This is a genomic window from Candidatus Nomurabacteria bacterium (assembly GCA_023898565.1).
In the GTDB taxonomy this organism is placed as follows: domain Bacteria; phylum Patescibacteriota; class Minisyncoccia; order Phycocordibacterales; family UBA918; genus OLB19.
Window position 1 is genome coordinate 775219 of the sequence record CP060228.1, and the last position, 26441, is coordinate 801659.

The 26441-nt window shown below is 48.3% G+C and carries 3 protein-coding genes; all 3 read left to right on the forward strand.

Translation table 11 applies throughout. The features are described 5' to 3' along the window. Nucleotides 1–231 precede the first annotated feature (231 nt). From H6780_04090 to H6780_04100, 3 genes are read left to right on the forward strand one after another with little or no spacing between them, the layout of a single operon-like run. On the forward strand, nt 232–23484 hold the full coding sequence (locus tag H6780_04090; GenBank protein ID USN88639.1) for a DUF2341 domain-containing protein: 23253 nt from the start codon (nt 232–234) through the stop codon (nt 23482–23484). A gap of 55 nt (nt 23485–23539) precedes the next feature. Then, on the forward strand, nt 23540–25060 hold the full coding sequence (locus tag H6780_04095) for a fibronectin type III domain-containing protein (GenBank protein USN88640.1): 1521 nt from the start codon (nt 23540–23542) through the stop codon (nt 25058–25060). A gap of 56 nt (nt 25061–25116) precedes the next feature. Further along, a complete protein-coding gene (locus H6780_04100; GenBank protein ID USN88641.1) occupies nt 25117–26439 on the forward strand; it encodes an ABC transporter ATP-binding protein in 1323 nt (440 codons plus the stop codon). The last annotated feature ends 2 nt before the right edge of the window (nt 26440–26441 follow it).

A 26441-nucleotide genomic window follows, 5' to 3' on the forward strand; every position in this document is an offset into this window, starting at 1 on the left:
CTCAAAGGGAGCGCGCGTTATACTATATGTATTCTGTCTCAATGTATTTTGAGGGCGGGATGTTTTGATACAGTGAGTAATTTTTTTCACAGTAAAAAACTGAGGAATCAAATAAATGAACGTTTTAGAGCTCCAAAATTATTTACTGGGGCTGTTTGTCGTAATTTATTTAAGAACAAGCCGTTAAAATTTGTCTCAGTGCTCTTGTTGCTTTCAAGTGTACTGCAATTTGTGCACGCTGAATTTTTTGACGACGATGTGTTCGTGGTTCGTACTATCAAAGTTTTTCCAACTGATATCACGGCTGATGGTTGGGATAATGTTGCTGCTATTTCAAACCAAAACCTCGGTGAATACGCTTTGTATCAGGACTTCAACCGCATAAACTCTGCTTCGCTCAGCGAGTCAAGGAGACCTCGAGAAGCGAGCGGTTCTTTGGTGGGTGATGTGGGTAGCAGCTCTGTCGAGATGAGTGAGCGTGTGGAAGTTGATACTGAAGTAACCACTGCCTCTAGTAGTGAGTCTGCGCTACAGGATGTGATTGAGACTGAAGTGGTGGAGGAAGCAGAACCTCAGGTAGTAGAAGTGCCTACCGAAGCAAATAAGGCAAGTTCGTCGGAAGAAGTCTCTGAAGGCGAAGAAGTATTGCCTGAGGAGACAAATTCGGAAAACGCTACTGAGCCAGCTGCAGGAGAGTCGGCTGAACCTGTAACAGTGTCACTGTTGTCGACGTCTCGCTACATGCTAGCTACTGCAGATTTGCTTACTGAGTTTACAACCAATACCTCAACTCCTGCGGCAGCGCCTGATGCCATTGCTTCAACGTCTGATGATTCAGTTGCAGAACAAGAGCAGGATGTTAATCCGATTTCACCTGTTGTAAGTACTTCGTCTACAACCACAAAGGACACGATGAATGCGAATGAAGCAAATACTGATGTGGCACCAGAAACTGATACTGCGGTGGAGATTGATACTGCCGAGATTATTCCAGAAAATGCGTCTTCTACTACGACGCAAGAAGATGAGTCTAATTTCTCAGCGACAACTACCATAGCAACACCTGAACGTGAAGTTGAGGAAGTGGTCGCGGAAGAGTCACAGCCGTGTGATAAAAATTGCGGATCGTATGTTATCGAGCTTGGTGACTTCAGCTTTCCTCTAACTGAAAATTCAGAAATTACGGGTGCGCAATTGCGCTTGTCTTTAGCAGCAAAGCAGCGGCCGACACGAGAGCGTATCCCGATGCTTAGCATCAAGTACACATATAATGGTGGTACAACCTGGGGTGAGGCTGGGTCTGTCATTATTAACGATGAGGTTTCTAACGGTATCAACGGTGGTTACTTTTTGTTTGCGCTACCTGAAATTCAAAATCAGGAGATGCTCGACAGCTTGCAGATTGAGCTTGTGTACAACGATGATCCATACATGCTTGAATCATTGCTCATTGAGAGCGCTTGGCTCGAGCTCTTTACCTTGGAGGCGCCAAACAGTAACCAGCCGAGTTCTTTCTTAGAGCTTCTTAGTAATGATGGATACGACGACGAGATGCTACAGGGTGATGACTTGCTGTTACCTGATGGTACTGAAGTAGAAATTCCATACACTGACGAGAATGCCGGAGAAACACTCATTATTAAAGCAGACAAGCGTTCTTATGCAGGTATTTCTGAAGCGGTGACCTACTTCAGTGTGACCAACACATCAGACGCAGAGGATGATTTTGCTTTGCAGACATATTTCCCGAAAGGAGTCGGTGAAGTGAAGAGCCTGGAGGTGTTTAACCAAAACAAAGAACGTGATGCAGTAATTCCTGAATACCATCCCTACGTCTACCACTGTGAAGCCGGCTGGGAGTATGCTGGTGAGTTTGCTCCAGGAACACTACAAGACCTTTCCAAGCAACTTTCAGTTGAATTGCCTACTATGCCAAGTGCACCAGGAGACGCTTCAAGCACTTCTTCGTCCACCAGTGATGCTGTGAGTGAGATACCAACCGAAGCAGTAGCCACTAGCTCTTCTTTTGATGAAGTTGTTGATGCTGAGGCGACAGACTTGTCGACTTCATCAGTGCTCGATATTCTGCCAGAACCAACACCTGCGCCACTTTTCCAAATGTCACTCCTTGCAGGTACAAATACATCAGAAGTGGCAACATCAACTGAGTTACGTGCCTCTTCGGCTGAGGATGATTTTCTTACCGCGGGGTATGCGTGTCGCGAGTCTGGACTCGTGCGTCAGTGTGATGAGCTTGATGGAGGTAACACGTCTTGCCGTGTGAATCGAGTAAAGGTAGCCGACCATGAAACAATCCAGTACGCACCAGGTTGGGACGCCGTCGCCACAAATGATGGAGTGATGCCAAAGCCAAACATGCTTCGACGCCTGGCTCAGTTCGTTGGTTTTGGCCCGGATCGTAAAGATGTGCCTGATGAGTTTGAGGTTCGTCAGCACTCGGCCGACACCTATCATATCCGCCCGGGCGAAACAATGTACTTCAAGATGGAGCTTGCATTCCCAGCCTTCTCAGAAGGTGAGTATTGGATTGAAGCGGTCGGCGATAGTGAGTATGGGTTGCTTGACCCGTTTTGGTCGTCTGATTGGAGCTACCGTATGCCGATTACGATCGATAATACAAACGGAACCACTGATCTCACTGAATACCAGGTATTCCTAGAACTCGATAATTCACTGACTGACTTCTGGACAAACGTTCAGTCAGACGGTAGTGACATTCGCTTCGCGCAGCAACTTTCTGTCAATAACTTTAGTAATGCTGGCACAGCCAAGAACAACTGGTTTGATACTTCTTTCGGTGGACGTGTGCCGGTAACTATTCCGCCACTGACAGTCACTAGTGATCAACAAAATTTCCCGGTTTATGTAGACCTTTCACTTTTTGATGCTGGTTTCTGGAGTGCGGTGAAGACGGATGGTGGAGATATTCGTGTAACGACCAGTGATGGAACAGAGCTGCCGATTGATGTAGTTGAAATTGACACCACAGCAGAAACGGGTGAACTGCACTTCTTGGCAGATACTCTCGCTGCTAATGCTGCAAATACATTCTATGTGTATTACGACAAGCCAAGCGCCAGTGGGTATGCAGCTTCTGATCCGTTTGGATCAGAAGCAGTGTGGTCTGGTGCTGGGTACCAAGCGGTGTACCACTTTAGCGACGATCCAACCACAATTGGAAATACACTGACCGACGAAACGGGTAATGGAAATAATTTGATTGTCACTACTTCTGCGCAAGCAACCACTACTGGTCAGATGGGTACAGCCTATGACTTCAATGGTTCGGCTGGGTATTTGTCAGCATCATCATGGACTTTTGATGGTGGTGATCCGCTTGTTACAACCGGTCTCTATAAAATGTCGTCTTCAGATAACTCTGCTATTTGGCAGTGGGGTACCGGTGCGCAGCCAGATGATATTGAGTTTCGCCCTTGGTATACGGGTGCAGACACAAATGGTTCAGGGCTTCACTATTTTGGAGCTACTGGCGGCGCGACATATTCGTTTGCTCGTGCTACGTCTTCATGGCATGCATTCGGGACAATCGGTACCACTTCTGCCTCAGACAATAACTTGGTGTACGAAGATGGAGTGTTGGTTGAAACAGTTGCTCAAACAGTCGGTAATCCAACCAACACTGATGGTAATGGCTTTAGTGTTGGACGCACAGGCACGAATGGTTGGTGGGATGGATTGCTTGATGAGCTTCGTATTGCTACAACCACTCGTACTGAGGATCGAGTAAAATGGGAGACGGTCAACCTTTCTGAGCCGACTCACTTCTACGCCGTGAGCAGCTCTCAAGTGCCAGACAATGCTGCGAATCTCAACTGGTACAGTACTAGCTGGGAGCGGCGTGCGAAGTTCACAATTCCACAGGGGAAGGTTGAATCAAACCTGACTGATTTTCCTGTCTACGTTGATTTGGCAATGTTTGGCCCCGACTTCTTTGCTGCGGTACAAAATGATGGTGCTGATATCCGCGTTACAACTGGCGATGGTGTTACTGAACTGCCGATTGAGTTGGTAGCAATCGACACTGGAGCGAAGACCGGTGAATTGTACTTTAAGACTGATTTATACCGCAACGCAGCAAATGATTTTTATGTGTATTACCAAAACGAAGACGCCATTGCCTACGCTCGCACTAATACCTATGGATCAAATAATGTTTGGACCAATGGCTACTTGGCGGTGTATCACTTAGAGGAGGATATGGCTGGCGTTAGCAATCTTAATGTCTATCAGGATTCAACTGCCAATCAGTATCATGGAGATGACTACAACACTTCAAATGACAAAACTGGTCTCTTTGGTAAGGGGCAGGAATTTGGTGATGATCAAAATGACTACTTGAGTCTTCCAAATACTGTCTTGGATGGCGTGGGAGATCTTACCACTTCATGGTGGATGTCTACGGTAAATGGTGGCGCGCAAGGTATCGTGTCTGGCGCAATGGACAATACGGGTGCCGGTGCCAATGAGTATATTGTATGGTTTAACTCAAGCACAAATTTTCAGATTTATTATCAAAATGCAGCCGAGTCGTTTGGACTCTCTGATACAATCACAAACATTGATACTGGTAACTGGAACTACTTCGTGTCTACTGCAGAAGACGCTATCGATGAGGTTAATTTCTATGTAAATGGTGTTGGCGACACCGAAAACCCTGATCCTCAACCAATTGCTCCACTTACGATTGCTAATGGAGGCTTGGTGGTAGGGCAGGAACAAGATGCACTCGGCGGCGGCTTCCAAACTACCCAAAACTTCGAAGGTCAGCTCGATGAACTGCGCTTTGCAGACGTGGTACGCGATGCTGATTGGGTAGCAACCGAATATGCCAACATGGGTGATGTGACTACCTTCATTGCCACTACTACGGCTGAAGAACTGAACATTACAGATTTTGTTGAACTTGATTTCTGGTTGCAGCACTTTGACAGTACTGCTGACGAGGCTGATATCTGGCTGCAGGTAGCAGATCTTCCGGCGGGAGAAGAAACCGTTATCTACATGTATTACGGTGCGACCGGCGCGTCCTCAGCGAGCGATGAATTGGCTACCTTCTCTTACAGCACATCGACTGATTTGTACTATGTGGTTGATAATTCCGGCGCAACCAGTATTTCGGTACAGAGTTTGATTGATAATAATCAAGTATCAATTGATGGCGGCGCACCAGTTATCTTACACCAAGGTGAGCGAACCACCTTCGGTACCTTCACTGCTGCTTCAGTCATTAGTGCCCTTGGTCCAATTTCAGGGACGGTGACTGGATCTGGTAATGACGGCGGCGACACAATCGTGCCAGTTTCATTTGCCTCTACAACTATGGTAGTTCCAACCAATCGTGCCAACGAAAGTTGGTATCTATATTCGCCATTTGCTTCTACCACAGTGCGTTCATACATAGCCAATAGTGGCACTGCAAACCAAACGATCAATATCGCGACCAGTAGCGCGGCTACCATCACGACTAATCCTGGTACAAATCAGGGTGTGGTCTTTGAGTCAACGAGTCCAGTGCTGCTCACACAACGTAGTAATACGCCGGGTGACGGAGTGGTGGCATATCCGCCAACCTTGCGTGACTTGTACGGTGTCTACTCAAACACTATTTACATTTCAACAGTCACTGACAATCCAAATCCACTGGTAACTTGTTCAGGTGGTGGTAGCGGAACTGTGTCTGGTATTACGAGAGGTGAGGCGCAATCTGAAACTGTTTGTAGCAATGGATCAGAAGGTGCGGGTAATGCGGTGCGATACCGCAGTCAAACATATCCAATTGTTGCTATCCAACAGGCTGACTCCGATGGTAATGAAAGTACAGTGTTCTGGCCACAGCATGAATTTGGTACTCGTTATTACATGACAAATGATTCAGCATACGCAGCAATTGTGTGTTCACCACGCTTTGGCGACGTGAACCTTGAAGTGCACGATACTGTTGGCGGTTTAGTTGAAAGCGCTACATGTTCCCCGGCCGGTAATAATCCAGGAAAAGCTTACTTCACTAATGGTACTGGTAATGGGGACTCGATAAACTTCACAGCAGGTCACGAAATTATTTCCACTAACGGTAAACCATTCTACGTAATTTACGAAGATGTGGCGGTTGATCAGGACGAAAAGAATATTTTAGGCTCTGTGCAAGGGCGCAAATTTGATGGTGCTGCCGATCGTGCTATAACGTTCGGCGCTGAAGAACCAGCCACTACAATTACATATGACGATAATCACGAGCAGCTTTCATATGCTTGGTACGAGAATACAACAAGCCAAACACCAACAGTGCGTTGGCCAATTGGTCCGACTGAAGATGCTGAAGAAGGTGTTGCGATTAGTGGTTCTGGTGCGGTTGATGAAGGTGATGTTCTCCGTCTGCGTCTCAATCTAGCAGTCAGTAGTGCAACCACTACAGCGCAGTCTTCAGCTTTCTCACTACAGTATGCAGCGGCGGCTGGCGTAGGTCAGTGTTCAGCGGCAGCCGGCTGGACAGATATTGGCGGTGTTGGCAGTACGACCGCGCTCTTTAGTGGGCATGATAACGCAGTGCTTGAAGATGGCACGACCTTGGCCTCAACCACACTCAGTCAAACAACCGTAGCTGGAACCTACGAAGAAAGAAATTACTCAGATTTCAATCCGTATGAAATCGGTGTTGGTGAAGTGGCAGAATGGGATTGGGCTCTTGAAGTGGGTGCTGTCGATATTAATACCACCTACTGTTTCCGTATGATTCGTGCGACAGGAGAAGAGCTTACGACCTACACAGCATACCCAGAGCTTATTACTGTTGGTCCACCAAACGTGCCAACCAATTTAACCTACTTTGATAACGAGCACACAACAGACCTCACTCCTGTACTTGAATTTGTGGCGGTTGATTTAGCTGGTGATGATATTCAGTATCAGGTGCAAGTAGACGATGATCCTGCGTTCGCGAGTATTGATATTGATCGAAACTCAACTGATCATTTTCTTAATTTTGAAAACGTTACCAATCCTCCTGACAAGGCGCCGTTTACTTCAGGCGATTTGATTCGCTTCACATCACCGACAGGGTTAGCTTCGAGTACGACGTACTGGTGGCGTGTGCGTGCATCAGACCCAGATGGCTCAGCCACTACGAGTGACTGGTCTACCCCAACGAGCTTCACTACCAACCAAAATCTAGAGACGAGTGAGTGGTTCCAAACAACTGGCGCGCAGTTCGACACCAACTCTCTCAGCAGCCTTACTACTGCGGCTGGTTCGGTGAGTGTAAGCGGTATTTTGGGAACTATGGTAGGTACATCAGTAGATTTTGATGATGCAGTGGTTGGAAACGCCTGGGCTGAGGTGGACTGGAATGATACTGAAACATCAGGCGAAATTCGTGTACAAGTTGAGTATAAAAACGGTGGATCATGGCAACTTATTCCGGATTCGTTAATTCCTTCAAACTCAACCGGTATCAGTACTGCGCCGATTAATTTACGAGAGCTTGATACTGATACATATAATGAGCTCCGCCTAGTAGCTACGTTTGACGGTAGTACATTGTCGCTACAGGACTGGACCATTCGCTGGGGCTTGCGCGTGGAGACGCCGGTTCTGGGTGATTTGTTCGATAATCAAAAAACAGTTGATACCTTGCCAATCTTTGATTTTATCTCTTCAGATCCACAAGGTGATGATCTAGAATACGAAATTTCATTTAGTACGGACAAAACATTTGTCACCGGCAGTAGCACGTATAACTCTGGATCAGATGCCGGTTTTGCCAACCTTTCTAATGGTGGTGACACCACTCCGTTTACTTCCGGTGATACGGTCACATACACCACACAGCCTGGCTCACCATTTACAAATGGTGTGACGTATTGGTGGCGTGCGCGTGCCAAGGACCCGAACGGTGATGATAGCTGGTCTCCGTGGTCACAACCGGATTCGTTCACCGTAGACACGGGCCTTTCGGTTTCGACGTGGTTCCAGACCACGCGAGGTCAATTTGAAGAAGGTGAACTAACAGGAACCATCGCAACCACATCTGGTTCTGTGGTAGTAAATGATCTGGTGGGAGAGTACGGCAAGACTACGGTGACTAACGGAACGTGGACCACGGTCAATCTCCAATCTGAATACAATACGCCAGTGGTGGTTGCGTCAGGACGCTATACGCCGCTCGGTGATACGCAGCGCTCAATTCGCGTTCGCAACAAAACAACTACTTCGTTTGAAGTCTTGGCCGACAATTTTGATTCGTCTGTGGGTGGTACCACGGTGGTGGATTACCTGGTAATGGAAGCTGGAGTATGGAATATCGATGATGGTGGTACTGGTACGCAAGTAATTGCCGGTACGTATGAAGATGTGTCAGATGTACAGGCAAATACGTATGCTGCGGCTGGATACGGTGCTGATGTCACATTCTCACCAGCCTTCAGCAGTCCACCAGCAGTGATTGCGACGGTTTCTAGTGATAATGATTCAACCTGGGTGACCGCTCATTTAAATGATGGAAACACTCGAAATAATCCGCCGACTGCGTCTGCCATGGGCTTGTATCTTGGTCGTGGTTTTGAAAGTGCGGTACACGATCCTGAAGATATCGACTATATTGCATTCGAGACCGGCCATGGAGTCAATAATGGTGCCGAATTCGATGCTGATTTTAGTACTGACAATCACGACGAGCCTCCGGTGTCTGCTGAAGCATTTACCTCGGCTTTTTCTAGCGCGCCACAAGTGGTAATCGTGATGCAGGCAGCTGAACAGGGCGGCAATGGTGGATACGCTGGTCTCTACGCAGCGACACCGCCAACTACTTCTAACTACTATCCATTTATCGATGAGGATGGTACCGGTGCCGACCGCAATCACACCACAGAGCCAGTTTTAACCTTGGCTTTTGAAGATGTTTCTGGTGTTTTGAAGCGCTACGCTGGCCCGGGCCTCTCAGGTACGATTGCTGGAGAAAACATTATCTTTAGTGATGGTGCCGGACCGAAGTACGATAATTTCTCCTGGAATGACTCCACTCCTGGTGGTAGTGATATTTTGTATCAGATTGAATATGAAGTATCTCCAGGAGTGTATGCGCTAGTGCCAAACACTGCTATTCCAGGCAATAGCGCCGGAACCTCAACCAGTCCAATTGATCTCACCAGTGTTGATATTAATACGTATCCAGTGATTCGACCGTTTGCAACACTTACCTGTTCGGGTGGCACCTGTCCACAAATTAACGACTGGCAGCTCGAGTGGAGCGAGGGGGTTAACATGTCTGGTACTCTTAAAGAGTATGACCGACTTACGGGGGTCGCTACTGGTACAATTCGTGTTGCGGTAGATGGCAGTATTATTCCAAGTACAGGCACCGTGTCTGGTGGTATCTGGTCAGTGGCCAACGTGACTGCTTTTGCGGGAGAAATAGTAACCGTGTGGGTCGATGGTGCAACTGAATCAGAAGAAGCAGTAGCCGCTTTTGTCTACGATGGAACCGGCGACATCACTGGTGTTGAGCTGTTCGAGCAGCATCTCTCTATTTCGGCAGATGAAGAAGCAGTAGTGACAAACGCCTTGCTTGGACAGAATGATAATCTTGCACTTGGTGACGAAGACATTTTCTATAACGTAGATGGTTCAAACAATCTGGTGGTTTGTAGTGCTGGTTCATGTTCTGATGCAAATATATACGTAGGCCCAGGCAATACATATACACCAGCTTCTGCTGGCGGGGTGTCTGTGTCAACTCATGATGTTATTAACGATGGTTTCTTGGAGCTTGATACCAATACCATCAACGTTTCAGGTTCTTGGACGAACAATGCCACTACATCGGTAGATACCTCGACCATAAATCTCACCGCAGCTACAGGCACCGAGTCTGTATACAGCGGCGAGAATCCAATGCAGTTTTACAACCTTTCATTTGGTAGCGGTGCCGGAGAGGCCCTCTTTACACTTGCTGCCGGCCTTGATCTCGCGGGTAGTTTGACTGTGGCAAGTGGTACGCTCGATCGTAGCGATTATGCAATCTCAATTGCAGGTAATCTCACTACAGGAACAGGCGGATTTTGGCAGGGTACAGGCACTACCACATTTGACGGCGCCGGTGCTAAGACCTGGCGTGATGACAATCTGCTCACGCAAAAAGTGGGTGATGTGCTTATTGATGGCGCATCAACCAATGTGACCGCTCTTACAAATGTTGCGGCGTACGACATCACTATTGGTGCCAATGACCGTTTGAATGGCACATCCGGAAAGGTGATTTATGTGGCAGGGGACTGGATTAATAATGGTACCTTTACTGCTCAGTCAAGCCGAGTAGAAATCATTGAAGACGATCGCACGTACCCACCGGCGGTGCCTGGTTCTCAGAATTGGTATAGCGATAGCGCTTTTGATAAGCGTATTATGATCGCGGTTAATCCAGCTGAAGTATCTGCTGATTTGGTAAACTTCCCGCTGTATGTTGATCTCTCAACACTCGGCACTAATTTTTGGTCAGCTGTCGCAAGTAACGGTCGTGATATTCGCGTTACGAGTGGAGACGGCCAGACCGAGTTGCCACACGATCTTGTGTCGATTAACACGACTGCAAAAACAGGGGAGTTACACTTCTTGGCGGATGCGGTAGACAGTGCGACCACTACGTATTTCTTCGTGTACTTTGACAATCCAGCCGCTTCAGCATATTACCCAACTGATACGTATGGCAGTCAGGCTGTCTGGGCGGAGTATGAAGCGGTGTATCACTTTAGTGACTCTTCGGTTGCGGTGGATAGCTACGCCCTTGATGCAACAGCCAATGAGCGTCACCTCTTGATTGAAGGGGCTGCGCTTGCAACATCGACCGGTCGTCTTGGGCAAGGTATCAACCTTATCGGGTCTACTGGTATCTTGCGTAACGCCGGCTTTACTTGGACAGCGGGCAATCCGCTCGTGACCTCTGGTTGGTACAAGATGCCTGCGTCTAGTAATGAATCATTGTGGCAATGGGGTACTGGCGCATCACCAGACAACCTCGAGTTCAGGCCGTGGTACAACACAACGGGTGGTCTACACTACTTTGGTGTGACCAGTGGTGCGACGTATACACTTACTCCGCGTGATACGGTAAATTGGCTGCACTTTACTACTGTTGGTGCAACCACTACTGGACAGGATAATCTTGTGTACCAAAATGCTATTGAAGTTGAGCGTGTGACACAGACGGTAGCAAATCCATATAATGACGCTGCGACCGGACTACAGGTTGGTCGCAACGGTACAGGTGGTTCATTACAGGCTCAAATTGATGAGTTCCGTATTACTACCAGCCCTCGTAGTGCGGGTTGGGTGCAAGCTGAATACAGTAACCAAAAGACACCTAAAATCTTTTATGCGACTACTTCCGTACAAACATACACGCCTGATTTAGTGCTCGATGAAGCAACACACAATATCAAGATGGGTGGTTCAACCTTCTATGATTTGACGATTGATGATGCTACCACGTCAGCAGCCTTTATCGATACTGCAGTAACCGTGTCGCGGAACTTCGTTGTAGTAAACGGTGATGTGACACTACCAACGACCCGATTAACCGTTGGGGGTTCTTTCACAAATACCGGCTACTTCCAGCATAACAATGCAGAAGTACGTTTCACTTCAAACTCACCAGCTTCTATCACGCTAAATGGGACGGAGTTTTACAATAGTTTCTACAATGTTACTTTCTCTGGAAACGGTACATTCACTTTCCTTGATACAAATGCTACCACCACCAACGACATGAGTATTACGAAAGGAACCGTTGTGTTCCCAAGCGGCAAGCTTACGATTGGCGGTCACTTGTCGGTAACCGGGACTGGTATTTTCAACGCCAACAACGGTACGGTTGAGTTTATTTCTGAAGATAATGAATCAATTACTACTCGGGGATCATCTTTCAATAACGTAGTCTTCGGTGTTAATGAGGGTGGTGATGGTTGGTACAGTGCTGATTGGAGTGAGCGTGCTGCTATTCGAGTAGCCTCAACCTCTGTGGCTGGTTATATTGCAAATTTCCCAGTGTATGTCGATCTTTCAATGTTGGGTGCGAGTTTCTGGGGAGGTGTTGCGACCGACGGGCGTGATATTCGCGTTACCAGCGCTGATGGCAAAACAGAGCTGCCGGTTGAAATCGCTGAAATAAGCTATGGTGCACAGACGGGTGAATTACACTTCTTAGCGCCAGCCCTCTCACCAATTAGCGATACCACGTTCTACATTTACTTTGATAATACTGACGCGACCGAGCCTGACGCGGCGAGTCAATATGGCTCTGAAGCTGTCTGGGCGGAGTATGAAGCGGTGTATCACTTTAATGGCGATCCAGTCGAGGGTGTAGCTGACGTTTCTGGCAACGGCAGAGACCTTGCTCCGACGGTAGGTACTCCATCAACCACAGCAGGTGTGCTGGGTACTGCGCTTGATACGACAAGTAGTAACGTCATGCTTGAGGACGCCGATTGGACGTGGACAGCGGGTGAAGATTTGGTGTCATCCGGATTGTACTTCATGACTGGCTTTGACACCGGTGCGCTTTGGGAGTTTGGCTCATCGTGTGCCACTGACGATTGTCTAGCATTCATGCCGTGGTATGACAATGCGACTCGCGGGTATCATCGTTTTGGTGAGACGAGTGGAAATGATTACAACTTTACTCGCGACAACTCAAAGTGGCATCACTTTACAACCAATGGACGAGCAACAAATGGTGAGGCAGTTCGTATCTTTGAAGACGGTATTCTTCGCGGCAGCTACTTGCAGACGGGCACCGGTGAAAACCCAAGTCAGACTGGACTCCAAATTGGTCGATACGTCACTAATACCTACATGGATATCGACATTGATGAGCTTCGCTTTGCAACTACGACACGCAGCCAGCAATGGATTGTTACCGAGTACAACAACTTAACTGATGTTGACACTTTTTACAGCACATCCACTGAGTCCTATCTAGATGTTGTTTCTTCATTCACACTGAACGAAGCGCTAACTGACGTACATGGTGACGTGACCATTTACTACGCAGATCTGGTTGCTCCAACCAATAACTTCACCATCGGTGGTTCAGCGCTAAATGTCGGTGGTTCGTATAACCCAAACAATGCGACTACCACGTTTGATAGTACTGACGCTGGCGAAACAGTAGCCTTTGGTGATGGTGCGTTTTATAACTTAAGCTTCAACGGCGCTGGAGGAGGCTGGACGATTGCAACGACTACAGTGCTCAATAACGCTTCCTTGGTAACTGGCGCTGACTTCACGCTGGCACCAAACACCACCATGTCTGTGGCTGGAACGTTCCAAAACTCTTTCAATTCTGCGGCCACAACGTGGACTGGCAGTACGCTGGTGCTTACTGGCGGTGACTACACTGTTACTGACCGTCTCGATTCGGGTGACACCTACGCAAAACTTGTTGTGTCTGGTGATTCTGATTTGGTGATGTGGAATTCTAGTGCAAGTACCTCAACGGTACTTGATACCTCATCGTTGTATATGCCAGCGTTTGCAGGTACGCCGGGATTGCTACGTATTTATGGTGCGTACGAACGTACAGCTGGTACTGAGCACTGGAGTTACGATACTGACTTTGACGGCACTGATCTCACTGGCGGTGGTGAGCGGCCGGCGACTGTTGAGATTGGTCGTGGTAGCAGCATTTACCTAGCAACCAGCACCACACTTTCTGTGCAAGGTGCAGCAGGGGCGACCACTACAGTGAGCGCAATTTCAGGTATTTATTCACTTAATGTAAATGCCGGAACTGCTGATATTGCCTACGCTTCATTCCAAAACGTTGGTCCGAAAGGTCTGTATCTAACCAACGGCACAGTACTCAGCAGCCTTACTGCCACTGAATTTTCAATAGCGGGAGGACGGAGCGGTATCACGGTCGATGCTGCAACGGTGAATGCACAACCGTCAACTGAGTACACCAATGTCACATTTGGTACTTCAAGCGCCAATAGTGTGTATGAGCCAGCTTGGACTGATCAGGTCGTGATTACTCTGCAGTCAAGTGTTATTCCAGGAGATTTATCAAACTATCCAGTGTACGTTGATCTTTCAACCCTCGGCAGTTCATTCTGGAGCGGGGTGCAGAGTGATGGTCGCGATATTCGTGTAACGACAGATAATGGTACGAAGTTACCGATTGATCTCGTGGAGATTGACGCATCTGCGCAAACGGGTGAACTGCATTTCTTGGCTTCAAGTATTTCGTCAAATAACGATACTTCATTCTATATTCACTTTGGCAATCCGGCTGCCACTGCGTATGCTGCAGATGACACGTACGGTGCTAATGCAGTATGGACTGACTATGAAGCGGTGTACCACTTTAATGAGGATCCGACAGTGCAGATTACAGATATGACAGGCAACGGTCGGAACTTGTATGCAACGGTTGGTACCCCGGCTACTACCACTGGTCTTATTGGTACAGCACTTGATACGACGGCTAGCAATGTTCGGCTTGAGAATGTTGGCTGGACCTGGCAAGCGGGAGATGACCTAGTGTCGTCTGGTCTGTACTTCATGAGTGGTAATGATACGGGCGCGCTGTGGCAGTTTGGTACTGGTAACGGAGCTGATAACGGTACGTATCTATCGTTCATGCCTTGGTACAACACTGCAACACGTGGCTACAACCGCTTTGGTGTGACCAGTGGTAGTGATTATGACTTTGCTCGTAATAGCACCATTTGGCACCACTTTACTACCAACGGTCGAGCGACGGCTGGTGAAAGTATTGATATTTATGAAGATAATTTACTGCAGGATTCGGTTACACAGCTTGGCTCTAGTGAAAATCCAACGAACACAGGCTTGCGAATTGGCGCGTATCAGTCAACTACCTACATGGATATTGATGTTGATGAGCTCCGTTTCTCAACCGACCCTCGGTCAATTGATTGGATTGATGTGGAGTACCGCAACTTCACTGACCCGACCAGCTTGTACGCTACCAGTACTGCTTTGACTGATTCATTTAACGTGTCGGTCATTGGTGTGCCAACCACCTTCTGGCTATTTTCTGCTGGGACTGGTAACCGCTACGGTGAAGCATTTGATAACGACGATGGAGACCCGGGTTCAATCCAGTGGGATGATAGTAACTTCTCAATTACCATTTCTGGTGTGGTGTACAACGACGATGGAACTACTCCGGCAACAGCACCGCTTTGTAATGCTTCAACTGAGGTGGTCACTGTGGTGCTTGATGGAGTTGATACATACACTGCAGCCTGTGATCCGCGTGACGGTAGTTTTGAAGTCACTGGCATTGTCTACACCGGCGAGCCAGAAATTGTCACGTACATCAGTAGTTCTGCCGCAACGCCACAAACAAACGTTGCGATTTACGACGAAACTACCGGTACCGGCACAGTGTCTGGTGGAGTCATGACTGTCGCACGACCAAATGTGATTGATGGTTCGGTGTTAGTCTTGATTGCTGGTAAAGACGATGACCCAACTATAATGGCAGCAGGAGGCTGGACACAGATAGATGTGCTCGGAAATACAACGGGTGACCAAATTGACACAGGCGCCTGGTACCGTGTGGTCGCTGACGCTGGCACTGAAGCAGCCACGTATGATTTTCCAGCAGACAATGGTGAAGGCTACAGCTACTGGATGGGAACGCTCATCAATGTTGATACTAGTACTCCGATTGATGTTGCTAGCACTTGGTCAAAACTGCAAAATCAGTACGATCCGGCGGCACCAAGTATTACTACAGTGACAGACGGTGCGTTGGTACTGGGTGCGTGGTACACCTATCGAGACACTGAAATGATTACTCCAGTGTATGGCTGGTCTGACCGAGGGAAGAATATCGTTGGTCCAGAAACAAACAACCTTAGTGTTTCTTCTAAGTCAATGCTCACTCAAGGTGCAACCGGTGCAGCGACGACAAGTGGCATTATTTCCAGTCGAGAAACGCACGTGGCGCAATTTGCCTTCAGGCCAGCCAGCGCACCAACTGCAACGAGTTCAATCGTAGCTGCGGCTGTTACTAAGACTCCGCTTGGTAACACTGGCTTGCCGTACGACACAATTACGCTTCGGGATCAGACAAGTGCGTATGGTACAGCTGCTGCTGCTGCAAATATCGTTGTTACACGCCCAGAGATTGAAAATGGTGATGTGATGGTATTGATAGTAGGAAAGGAAGATGACTTCAACATCACTCCACCAGCAGGTTGGGTCTTGGGTGACGAACGTATTGAAGCGACGGGAAATGATATGTATACGGCAATTTGGTATCGAGTGGTTGGAAACGCTGGGGCAGAACCAAGTACGTATGATTTTGTAAACAACGATACTACAACTGAAGAGTATTCATACTGGATTGGTTCGTTCTCTGGTGTTGACACGAATAATGTCTTCGACGTTACGCCGGCATGGTCTAATTTGCAGAATGACTCTTCTCCAGCCGCGCCGGCTGTCACTACTGCTTCTGATGGCGCCTATGTACTGGCCACGTGGTATGTAATCGACGATGGCGCAATGGACATGCCTGGGTCACCGTGGATCACACTGGCGCAAGACGTGGTAACAAACAACCGCCTTCTTGCGGTAGCTGGTCGCTACATGGCAACAAATGGCAACACCGGAGCAGCGGTTATGACTGGTGGTAGCACTGATGATGTAAACGTTGGTCAGTTTGCATTGCGTCCGGCAGCGCTGTCAGTTGCAGACACCGTTGCTGATATGGATTTGTATCAGAACCGCGTGATTGTGCGCCACGAAGACATTAGCCCGCTTTCAATTGCTGATATGGCAATCTTTGATAACGATGACGCATTTGATCTACCATTTACCGCAACAATTGGAGCAACTGATTTGCTCACGGTGCTTCCGGGAAGTGGACTGTTTGTGTGGTCAAACCGTACGTTTGCACCGGCGGGTGAAGTGATTCTGGCTGGTAGTGGTGCAACTGCAGCAGATGGGTCGCTCACTATTGGTGCCGGAGCAACGCTGCAAGCAAACGCAGCAGACGGTGTCACTATTGGTGGTTCACTACATCTTGCTTCTGGAGCAGTTTTCCAAGGAGCGACAAGTTTAATTGACTTCACGGCTACCAACGGCGGACAGACCATCACTTCAGCTGCTAGTTCCACTATTACGCTGCACGATGTTTCATTTACTGGCGTAGGCGGTGCATGGGCGGTGCAGACACCGCTAGTGTCTGAGACTGATATCCTTGTCTCCACGGGTACTGTTTCTGGCGTGGCAAACATTACTGTGAATGACGGCTCGTTCTACGGCGACGGTACTGTTTCTCTGACTGGCGGTACAGCATTGCTCAAGAAAACTAATACTCTTGGGGGAGCTCGCGCGTGGACATTTAATAATCTTACGCTTGGTAGTGGTGGCGTGGCAGGCGTGACTACTCCGGCTTCATCAGCTACGACGACAGTACGAGGTGTACTCACGATTGCTTCAGCGCACTTCCTTGACGCGCTTGGTTCAACGTTTGATTTGCAAGGAAGCGGCAATGTGCTCGTTGAGAGTGGTACGCTGCTTGAGGGAACCAGTACCTTCCGCTATAGCGGTCTGACACCAAATATTCTCCGCACTCCGTATTACAACCTTAAGATTGATACTGACAGTGGCCTCAGTGTTACCGCAAACGCACCAACGGTTGGTCTGCAGATTTTGGGCAACTTGACGGTGGGTGCAAGCGGCACATCAACGCTAAACGTGAACACCAATGACCCAGCTTTGGCTGTAACCAACAACGTTTATATTGGTACTAAAGGAACAGTCCTCGGTAGCAACTCCGCACTCTTTAGCGTTGCTGGCAGTTGGGACAATGATGGTGTCTTTACTGCAAATGGCGGATCGGTAGAGTTTGTGAAGACTGGCGGATCGGCAACTATCGCGGCAGGGAATTCGAGTTTTGGTACCGTCAGTATTGCAGGCACCGCGTCATACACTATGAGCGAGAGTGCTACTACAACCGGAAATCTAACGCTCAGCACCGGTTCATTCACATTGGCCGGCGGCTCAACGCTCGCGGTTGGTGGTATTTTCTCCAGCCAAATGAGTGATGCAGCTACCACATGGGCGGGCACAACGCTCAGTCTCTATGGCGGTCAGTCATACAACATCAATGCTAAGAATCGTTCTGAAACCTTTGACACAGTCGTTGTGTCAGGCAGTACACATCCTCGCGTATGGAACGCAACATCATCAGCTGTTGTTACTACCAGCGGTAGCTCACTTTACTCACGAAATCATTTGGGCGTGATTGGCGATCTATATATTTTTGGCGACTATGTAAATAGCAGCTTCGCTGATTACTGGAGTTATGCTGAAGATTTCGATGGAGCAGTGCTTGGCTCACCTCGTACTGCCAATGTTTTGGTTGAAGACAATGGTTCTGTTTTATACACTGGCGGATCGCTTACTGTTGAGGGCGATGCAAGCGCATCAACCACTATTGCTTCACAGACCGGTGGTACCTATGACTTTACTATTGGCGGCTCCACTGATGTGTTGCTTGACCACTACGTAGTACGAGACACTACGAGCGCAGGTTTGGTGTTTACTGGTGTGCCAAGTGTGACAGATATTTCAAATGGCGATTTTGAAGTTGCGATTGCTGATGGAACAGCGATGACAGTGGGTGGAACAGTCATTAGTGCCAATCAGGCGATGAACTTTACCGGCATCCGTTTTGCTACAACTACAGCCATCAATGCATACAACGTAACTGCAACTGGTACGAGCGCAAGTGCATGGCGCTTTGTGAATGTAATTGGAAACCTTGATGGTGAAGCGAAGGATATAGATCCGGCAGGAGACCCAGGCTATGTTGTGTGGGAAGATTCAGCCGCGATTATCAATATCTCAGGTACGGTCTACAGTGATGAAGGTGCCACGCCGATGGGCATCACTGTCTGTGACGGAATCACGAAGAGTATTGAACTAAGTATCGCTGGACTCACATTCGCGTCTACCACTTGTGGAATTGGTACAGGTGCGTACACCTTCACTGGTATCAGCTATGGTCTTAGCGATACGCTTACGGTGTACATCAATGGTGAGGCTGAAAAGGCAGTGACTGTCACACAGGATCCTGTGTCATCTATCAGCGGTCTTGATTTGTATCAAAATCGCGTGATCGTGCGTCATCAGAGTGGCGCGCCACTTACTATTGCTGACATGGCGGCGTGGGATAGTGATGACGATCCTGATGTGCTCTTTGATGCAGAAACAACTGGCACTGATACGCTTGTATTACCAGCTGACACCAAGCTAATCGTGTGGACTGGTCGTACGTTTGCGCCAAATGGTGACGTGACCGTTTCGGGCGGTGGCGCGGGCGCTTCATTTGATGGCACGCTTGAGCTCCAGACTGGCGCAACGTTTACCGCTGCAAATGGTGAAACGCATACCATCGGTGGTAGCTTGATTGCGGGTGCTGGTGCACTCTTTACTCCAGCGCAGTCATCAATCGTGTTCACTACCGATGATGCCGGTCGGACTATCGATACAAATAACGCTGGTTTTTACAACCTTTCACTTACTGGAAGCGGCGACTGGACAGTGACCGACACAACCCTTACGGTCGCTAATGATTATCTGCAAAATGCTGGAGCGGTAACACTGCCGACAGCTACCACAACGATTGGTGGTGCAATGACTGTTTCTGGCGGTACGTTTGATGCCAATGGAGGACTCCTCTATTTCACTGCTGCCGACGCCGGCAACAATGTTTCATTTGGGGGATCAGATGTGGCAACAGTCCGCTTCAATGGCGCAGGTGGTTCGTGGATCATGAGTGATACTAATGCTACCGCCACTGACTCATTCACCGTTAGCGCAGGTACTGTAACACTGCCGACAGGTAATTTGGTAGTCGGTTCAGATTTTGTGGTAACCGGGGCAGTAAATCACTCAAATGGCACCGTTGTCTTGACCGCGTCTGATGCCGGCAATCTCATTACGCTTTCAGGTAGTAGCTTGTACAGCTTGGACCTTACTGGTACGGGGGACTACACCATGACAGACGCTAGCGCCGCTGCGCTCGGTAGTGTCATTGTGACTAATGGTGAGTTGATTGCGCCGTCAGCAACCCTTTCGATCGGCGGCTCATTTGATGCAACTGGCGGCGTGTTTACGCACAGTTCAGGCACCGTTCTCTTCAACTCAGCTGATACTGGAGAATTTGTCGATCCGGGTGCAAATGATTTCTACAATGTCATCTTTGGTAGCGCTGCTGGTGGTTGGACGCTCTTTAGTGCAACAACGACTCGAAATTTTGCTCTCTCTAGTGCAAACAGCTTCACGCTAGCTTCTGGTGAAAGTCTGACGGTCGAAGGAGTGTTTTCAAACGCAGTTGGTGGCACGGCTACGACATGGGCAAATACACAGCTCATTCTAAACAGCGGTACTGAGTATGAAATCGGTGCCAAGACCGTGGCGACAGAGTTGTATGAAAACCTTCAGATTGGAGCAAACACAGACGTAAGCATGTGGAATTCAAGTGCCGTCGCAGTCACTGTTTCTCCGACTGGTTCTCTCTATTCACAAGATCATGCAGCGGTTAACGGTAGCTTGTACATTTACGGTGATTACCATGTGGCAACTACCACTGAGTACTGGAGCTACGCGACTGACTTTGATGGTGCTGCGCTTGGCGGTTCGCCGCGAGCGGCAACTGTTGCAATCTCCAGTGGTTCAACAGTGCACGTTGACGGCGGAGTCCTTCGTTTGCTTGGAAATGCTGCCGGAACTACGACCGTGTCCAATCAAGGATCAGGTACGTTTGATTTCAAGGTAAAGAACGGCACCTTCAATGCAAGCTCTTATTCGTTCCGCAATCTGTCGGCGCTCGGCTTACAGTTTACTGGTAACGCGAGTGTACCGTCGCTCAGTTATGGAGACTTTGAGCAAGCGGCTGACAGTACGGTGTTGATTAGCTTGGCATCTACAACACTAAACGCCAATGCCTCTTTGCTCGTCACAAATACTCGCTTTGCTACTGGTGGCTTTGTAAGCGGTGCAAACGTTTCACTCGACGCCACAACTACCAATAGCTGGCGCTTCACTGGCGCCACTGGCAATCTCTGGGGTGAGGCGTTCGATGTTGACGGCTCTGATGATTGTAGTTCGGTGCGTTGGGACGACAGCCAGTGTTTGCTCACTGAGCAATCAGCCTACCGCTGGCGTAATGATGATGGTGGAGAAGGAGCGCCGGCCGGTACTTGGTTTGATTCCAGCTGGACAGATCGAAAGCGCATCCGAGTCGTAAATGATGACGCCAGCTCGTATGCCGACGTTGCTGTGAAGGTTCCGGTTGATTTTGAGGCTAATATGCAGACAAGCTTTGATGACCTTCGCTTCACTGATGCGAGCGGTACAACGACACTTTCGTACTGGATTGAAACATACAATACAGGTAGTGATGCGCTCGTGTGGGTAAAGGTACCTAGCTTAGCTGCTGCAGCCGTAACTGAAATCTATATGTATTACGGTAATGGTGCCGCATCATCACTGAGCGACCCAAGCAACGTGTTTACTGTAGCCGAAGACTTCGAAGACAATAATATTACTGAGTATTCTGGTGACATTACAAAGTTTGCTACTGCCGGTACCTATGCCTACGGTGGTGGTTATGGTCTTGATGCGTCACCAAATCAGAGCGCAAAAGCAACTGACGGCATTGCTCGAACTGACCTCACCGTTGCACAAGGACAAATCATTCGCTACATGCAATACGTCGACACGACCGCGGGTAGTGGTGATGAAGTGTGTACACTCTTTGCGGTGCAGAGCCCGGTCACCGCAAATCAAAACTACGCCGTGTGTCTGGAGCAGTTTGGTACTGATCGTGTATCTTTGGTTAAAAATGCAGAAAACACAGACTCTACTGGTACTCTGCTTTCTTCAAAGAACATGACACTGAGCACGGGTTGGTATGAAGTGATGATTGATTGGCAGACCAATAACGATATCGACGTGTCTGTTTTCAACAGCTCGGGCGCCCTGCAGGCTACCACTTCAGCTACAGATAGTACGTACTCTTCTGGAGGTATCGGCTTCACGTTCTGGTTCCAGCACGGTGGCTGGGATAGCTACGTGTCATGGCCGCGCACTGCAACGCAGCCAACTGTGTACGTGGGTGCTGAACAGCAGCAAGGGGGTGCAACCTGGGCAGCGCCACAAGATACGTCAGTTGGCGGCTTTAACTTCGGTGAAACAGCACGCTTGCGCGTTGGTATCAATAACACGGGGCTACCAATTGAAAGTCAACAATTCCGTCTAGAATTTGCGCCAAAACTAACTGCACCTAGTTGTGAAGCGGTATCTGGGGGATCATTTACTGCAGTACCAGTAGCTGCAAGTTGCGGTAGCTCGGCGGTGTGTATGGCTGCTTCCGCCAGTACCACCAACGCTGATCCAACCACTGATCATTTGGTGATTGACGCAGGCAACTTCCTGCCTGGTGAAATGGTGGTTGAGACAAGTAATCAATCAACTCCATTTGACGTTGACCAAAACCGTTACACCGAGCTTGAGTACGCAATTGCCCTCACAATAAACGCAACGAGTGATTCGTACTGCTTCCGTGTTACCGACGGCGGCTCAGCGCTTGACTCATACGCCATCATGCCAGAACTTACCCTGGCGTTTGACCCACAGCTTGGCAGTATCAATCTTAATGACGGAGCAGATATCGTGCTTACTCCGGGAACGACGACTACTATCATGGCGTCTACTACGGTCACTGACTACAACGGATATGGCGATTTGTTTGCGGCCACGACAACCTTCTACAAGAGCACTGTCTCAGCTGCTTGTACACCAGACAATAACAATTGTTACGTAGCTAGCGGTGCAGCTTGTTCGTTTACGAACTGTTCTGGCGCTACCTGTACGCTCACCTGTAGCGCGGATTTTGAATTCCATGCTGATGCGACCGATAATGACGGTGGGCAATTCTGGTATGCTTTTATGGAGGTCTCTGATCAGGGTGGTGCAACTGACTTTGACACATCACTTGGTGTGGACGTACTGACTATTCGTGCGCTCGAGGTTTTGAATAGCATCAACTATGGTTCAATTGGTATTAACGAAAATACTGGTACCTATAACCCGACAGTGACTATTGAAAACTTTGGAAACGAAGCGATTGACGTGCAAGTAGCGGGAACCAGTATGACTGATGGTGCCGCTTCTACCATTCCTGCCTCACAGCAACGCTTCGCTACTTCAACGTTTGATTACGATGTGTGTACTGAGTGTCAGACGCTTTCAGAATTGGGCACCAATCTAGAAGTTGATCTCTCAAAACCAACCACGACAACACCAGCAACTACGGATGAGATTTATTGGGGCATTGAAGTGCCGTTTGGTATCGCAAGTAACCCGCACAACGGCGTAAACACCTTCACGGCGATTTCAGATTAATCTTATGGCTGTGAATTTCCAAAAAGAAAAGGTAATGCATGATAGACTACTACGTATGAAACGAGCTCTTTCGGTCGTACTTTTCACAGCACTGCTTGCTACGTTCTTGCCTGTAGGCGTGTACGCTGCAGATCAGTCAGCTCCAAATATTTCTGGTGTGGAAGTAACTGATGTAACCGAAACCAGTGTCACGGTTACCTGGGAGACCGACGAAAATGCTGACTCAGCAGTAAACTATGGCCTCCAACCCGACTACGGTATCGTTCGTGTGCCGGTGGCTGATCGCACGACTCACTCTATTACGCTTGATAACCTTGAGCCTGGTCGTGTGTATTACTTCAGAGTAGTCTCAGCTGATGACAGTGGCAATCAAGGCATTTCAGCGGATTACCGCGTACAGACTTCGGGCACACCACAGACCGGTGATGGTCAGTCGTCCTCAGATGGGCAGGGAACAGCTGCCGGTGATGGAAGTAGTTCGCAAACAGAGACGACCACCACCTCACAGACGCAGAGTCAGACAACCCAAGAAATTATTGAGCAAATTAACGAAATCACTAACCCCGAGCAGTTACAGGAAATTCTTAACGAAACCGTGAAGGCAATTGAGGGTATTACGGAGGATCTCACTATTGTGGGTCCGCCAACGGTAATCCCAGAAACAACCACTGCCATAGTAAAATGGACAACAGACCGTGAAGCAACGTCAAAAGTGCTCTTTTCAGCAACTCGTGGCTTTGACGGAGTAAATTATGCGTATGCCCAAGAGTCAACCGCTGGCGATACTACCGAACATGAAGTACAGCTCATCGGTCTCACTGCTTTCACTGATTATAGTTTCAAAGTGGTCTCTACTGATACGTTCGGTATTACTGGTGAAAGTCGTAATTACACCTTCCAGACCAAAGCAACAATGCCTGAGATTCGAAACTTGCGCGTGGTCAAGGTGGAAGAAAACTCAGCTACGCTGGCCTGGGACACAAATGTTCCAACCAAGGCGTTGGTTGAATATCAAGACCAAACCACTGGTGAACAACAGTCTGTCGGCCGTCCAACGCTAGCAACAACGCACCAGATGCGTTTGTCAGACCTTACGCTGGGTACTAGATACGTAGCCTTTGTGACTGCGGAAAACTCTGGTGGTGATCGCGTACGTAGTCAGCCAATTCAGTTCATTACCGTCCGAGACATTGCACCACCGATTATTACCAACGTGACTAATGAATCAACGTTATTCCCCGGGGGTGAGTCACGCATTCAGACGATTGTTGAATGGGATACCGACGAGCCAGCGTCGTGTCTTATGACATACCAGGAAGGTGTGGCTGGCGGTACTGATGCATATACGATTGAGAAAGAGCAAGTTGAGTATAAGACAAGCCATGTTGAAGTAGTAGTAGATTTTGCCCCGGCTACGGTGTATCAGTTTTACCTTGATTGTGTTGACGAAGCGGGGAATGACATTCGGTCAGAAAACTTTGTGCTGTTTACGCCAATTCAAGAAAAGAACATCATTGACTTGATTCTCGAAAACTTTGAATCAACCTTTGGATGGGTCAAAAATATCGGTGGCTAGAAAGAGTTGGGGATACCCCAACTCTTTCTTTTGCCGAAGAGTGCCATAATAGTGCTATGGCAAAACCGCTCATTGTAGCTCGGGATCTTTCGATTATTTACAATCAGGGTAAATCGAATGAATTTAAAGCCCTGCAAGGGGTGAATACTGACATCTACGAAGGTGAGTACATTATTTTGTTCGGTCCGTCAGGCTGTGGAAAATCTACACTCATGTACTCCATTCAAGGTTCTTTACCGCCAGGTGAGGGAACGCTTCTTATCAAGGGTGATGACGTGTATGCGTATCCGCCTGCAGAGCGCGTGTATTTTCAGCGCCACGTGATGGGTATTATTTTTCAGCAATTCAACCTCATCATGTCACTATCAGTGCTTGATAACGTGGCTCTGCCAATGATTTTTTGCGATGCCGATAAAGCAACGAGAGAACGACGTGCCCAGGCTCTGCTTGATCGTTTTGGGGTAGGACATGTTTCCCATAAGCTGCCCATGATGCTCTCTGGAGGACAGCAGCAGCGTGTGTCAGTAGCGCGGTCAATGGTTAACGACCCTAAAATTCTTTTGGCTGACGAGCCAACGGGAAACCTCGACTCGGTTTCTACGCAACAGGTGATGGATAAAATTGACGAAATTAACACGTTTGATCGCCGAACGATTATCATGGTGTCACATAATGCGGCGCATCTTAGTTATGCGCACCGTGTGTACTATCTAAAAGATGGTTGGATTTTACGCGAGGTCGTCAATCCGCAACGAAAGCAAATCAAGCCTGTAAATGAGGGAGAGACAATTGTAACTGAGCTTGAGCAGCTTGCCCGTTTGTATCCGTACGATTCGGTGGAGACATGGCGCGTTAAAAGTATGGTTAATTTTTTAACCCAACAATATACATTTGATCAGCTTGGCAAGCTTGAGCGTGCAATCAATTTCTTCATCCAAGGCAAAATTGACCGGGACGCTTTCATAAAGGCTCTCATGATGCCGCTTGAGCGAGGAGGAGTCGAGATTTCGGAAAAAGAAGCACGTCACATGGCTGGCGTGGTGGCAAAGATGATGGATCAGGCAGCCGACGTGCGAAGGTTTAGAGCGAGAAAAGAAAATGACAACGTGTTCTTTAGTCAGCATAAGCTTGCAGAGCGTCTAAAGGAACATTTATTGCACCAGTATCATATTAAGCTTACCAAAGAACAAGATACCAACATGACCGAGCTCATTGCTGACCGTGTGACGGGCGTAATCGAGGAACCTGCTATGAACGAACGAATGTTGCAAGGTATTCGAGCTGGCGGACTCGGCCTGTCTGAGCGTGAAGCCGATGATCTTACTCGATACTTTGAAAAAGTCATCGCTCAAGGCGTTGATGTAGACTATAAGAAATAATT

Bases quoted from the DNA above. Each gene is read 5' to 3' on its own strand.
- H6780_04100 (USN88641.1), top strand. From the start codon at position 25,117: ATGGCAAAACCGCTCATTGTAGCTCGGGATCTTTCGATTATTTACAAT.
- H6780_04095 (USN88640.1), top strand. From the start codon at position 23,540: ATGAAACGAGCTCTTTCGGTCGTACTTTTCACAGCACTGCTTGCTACG.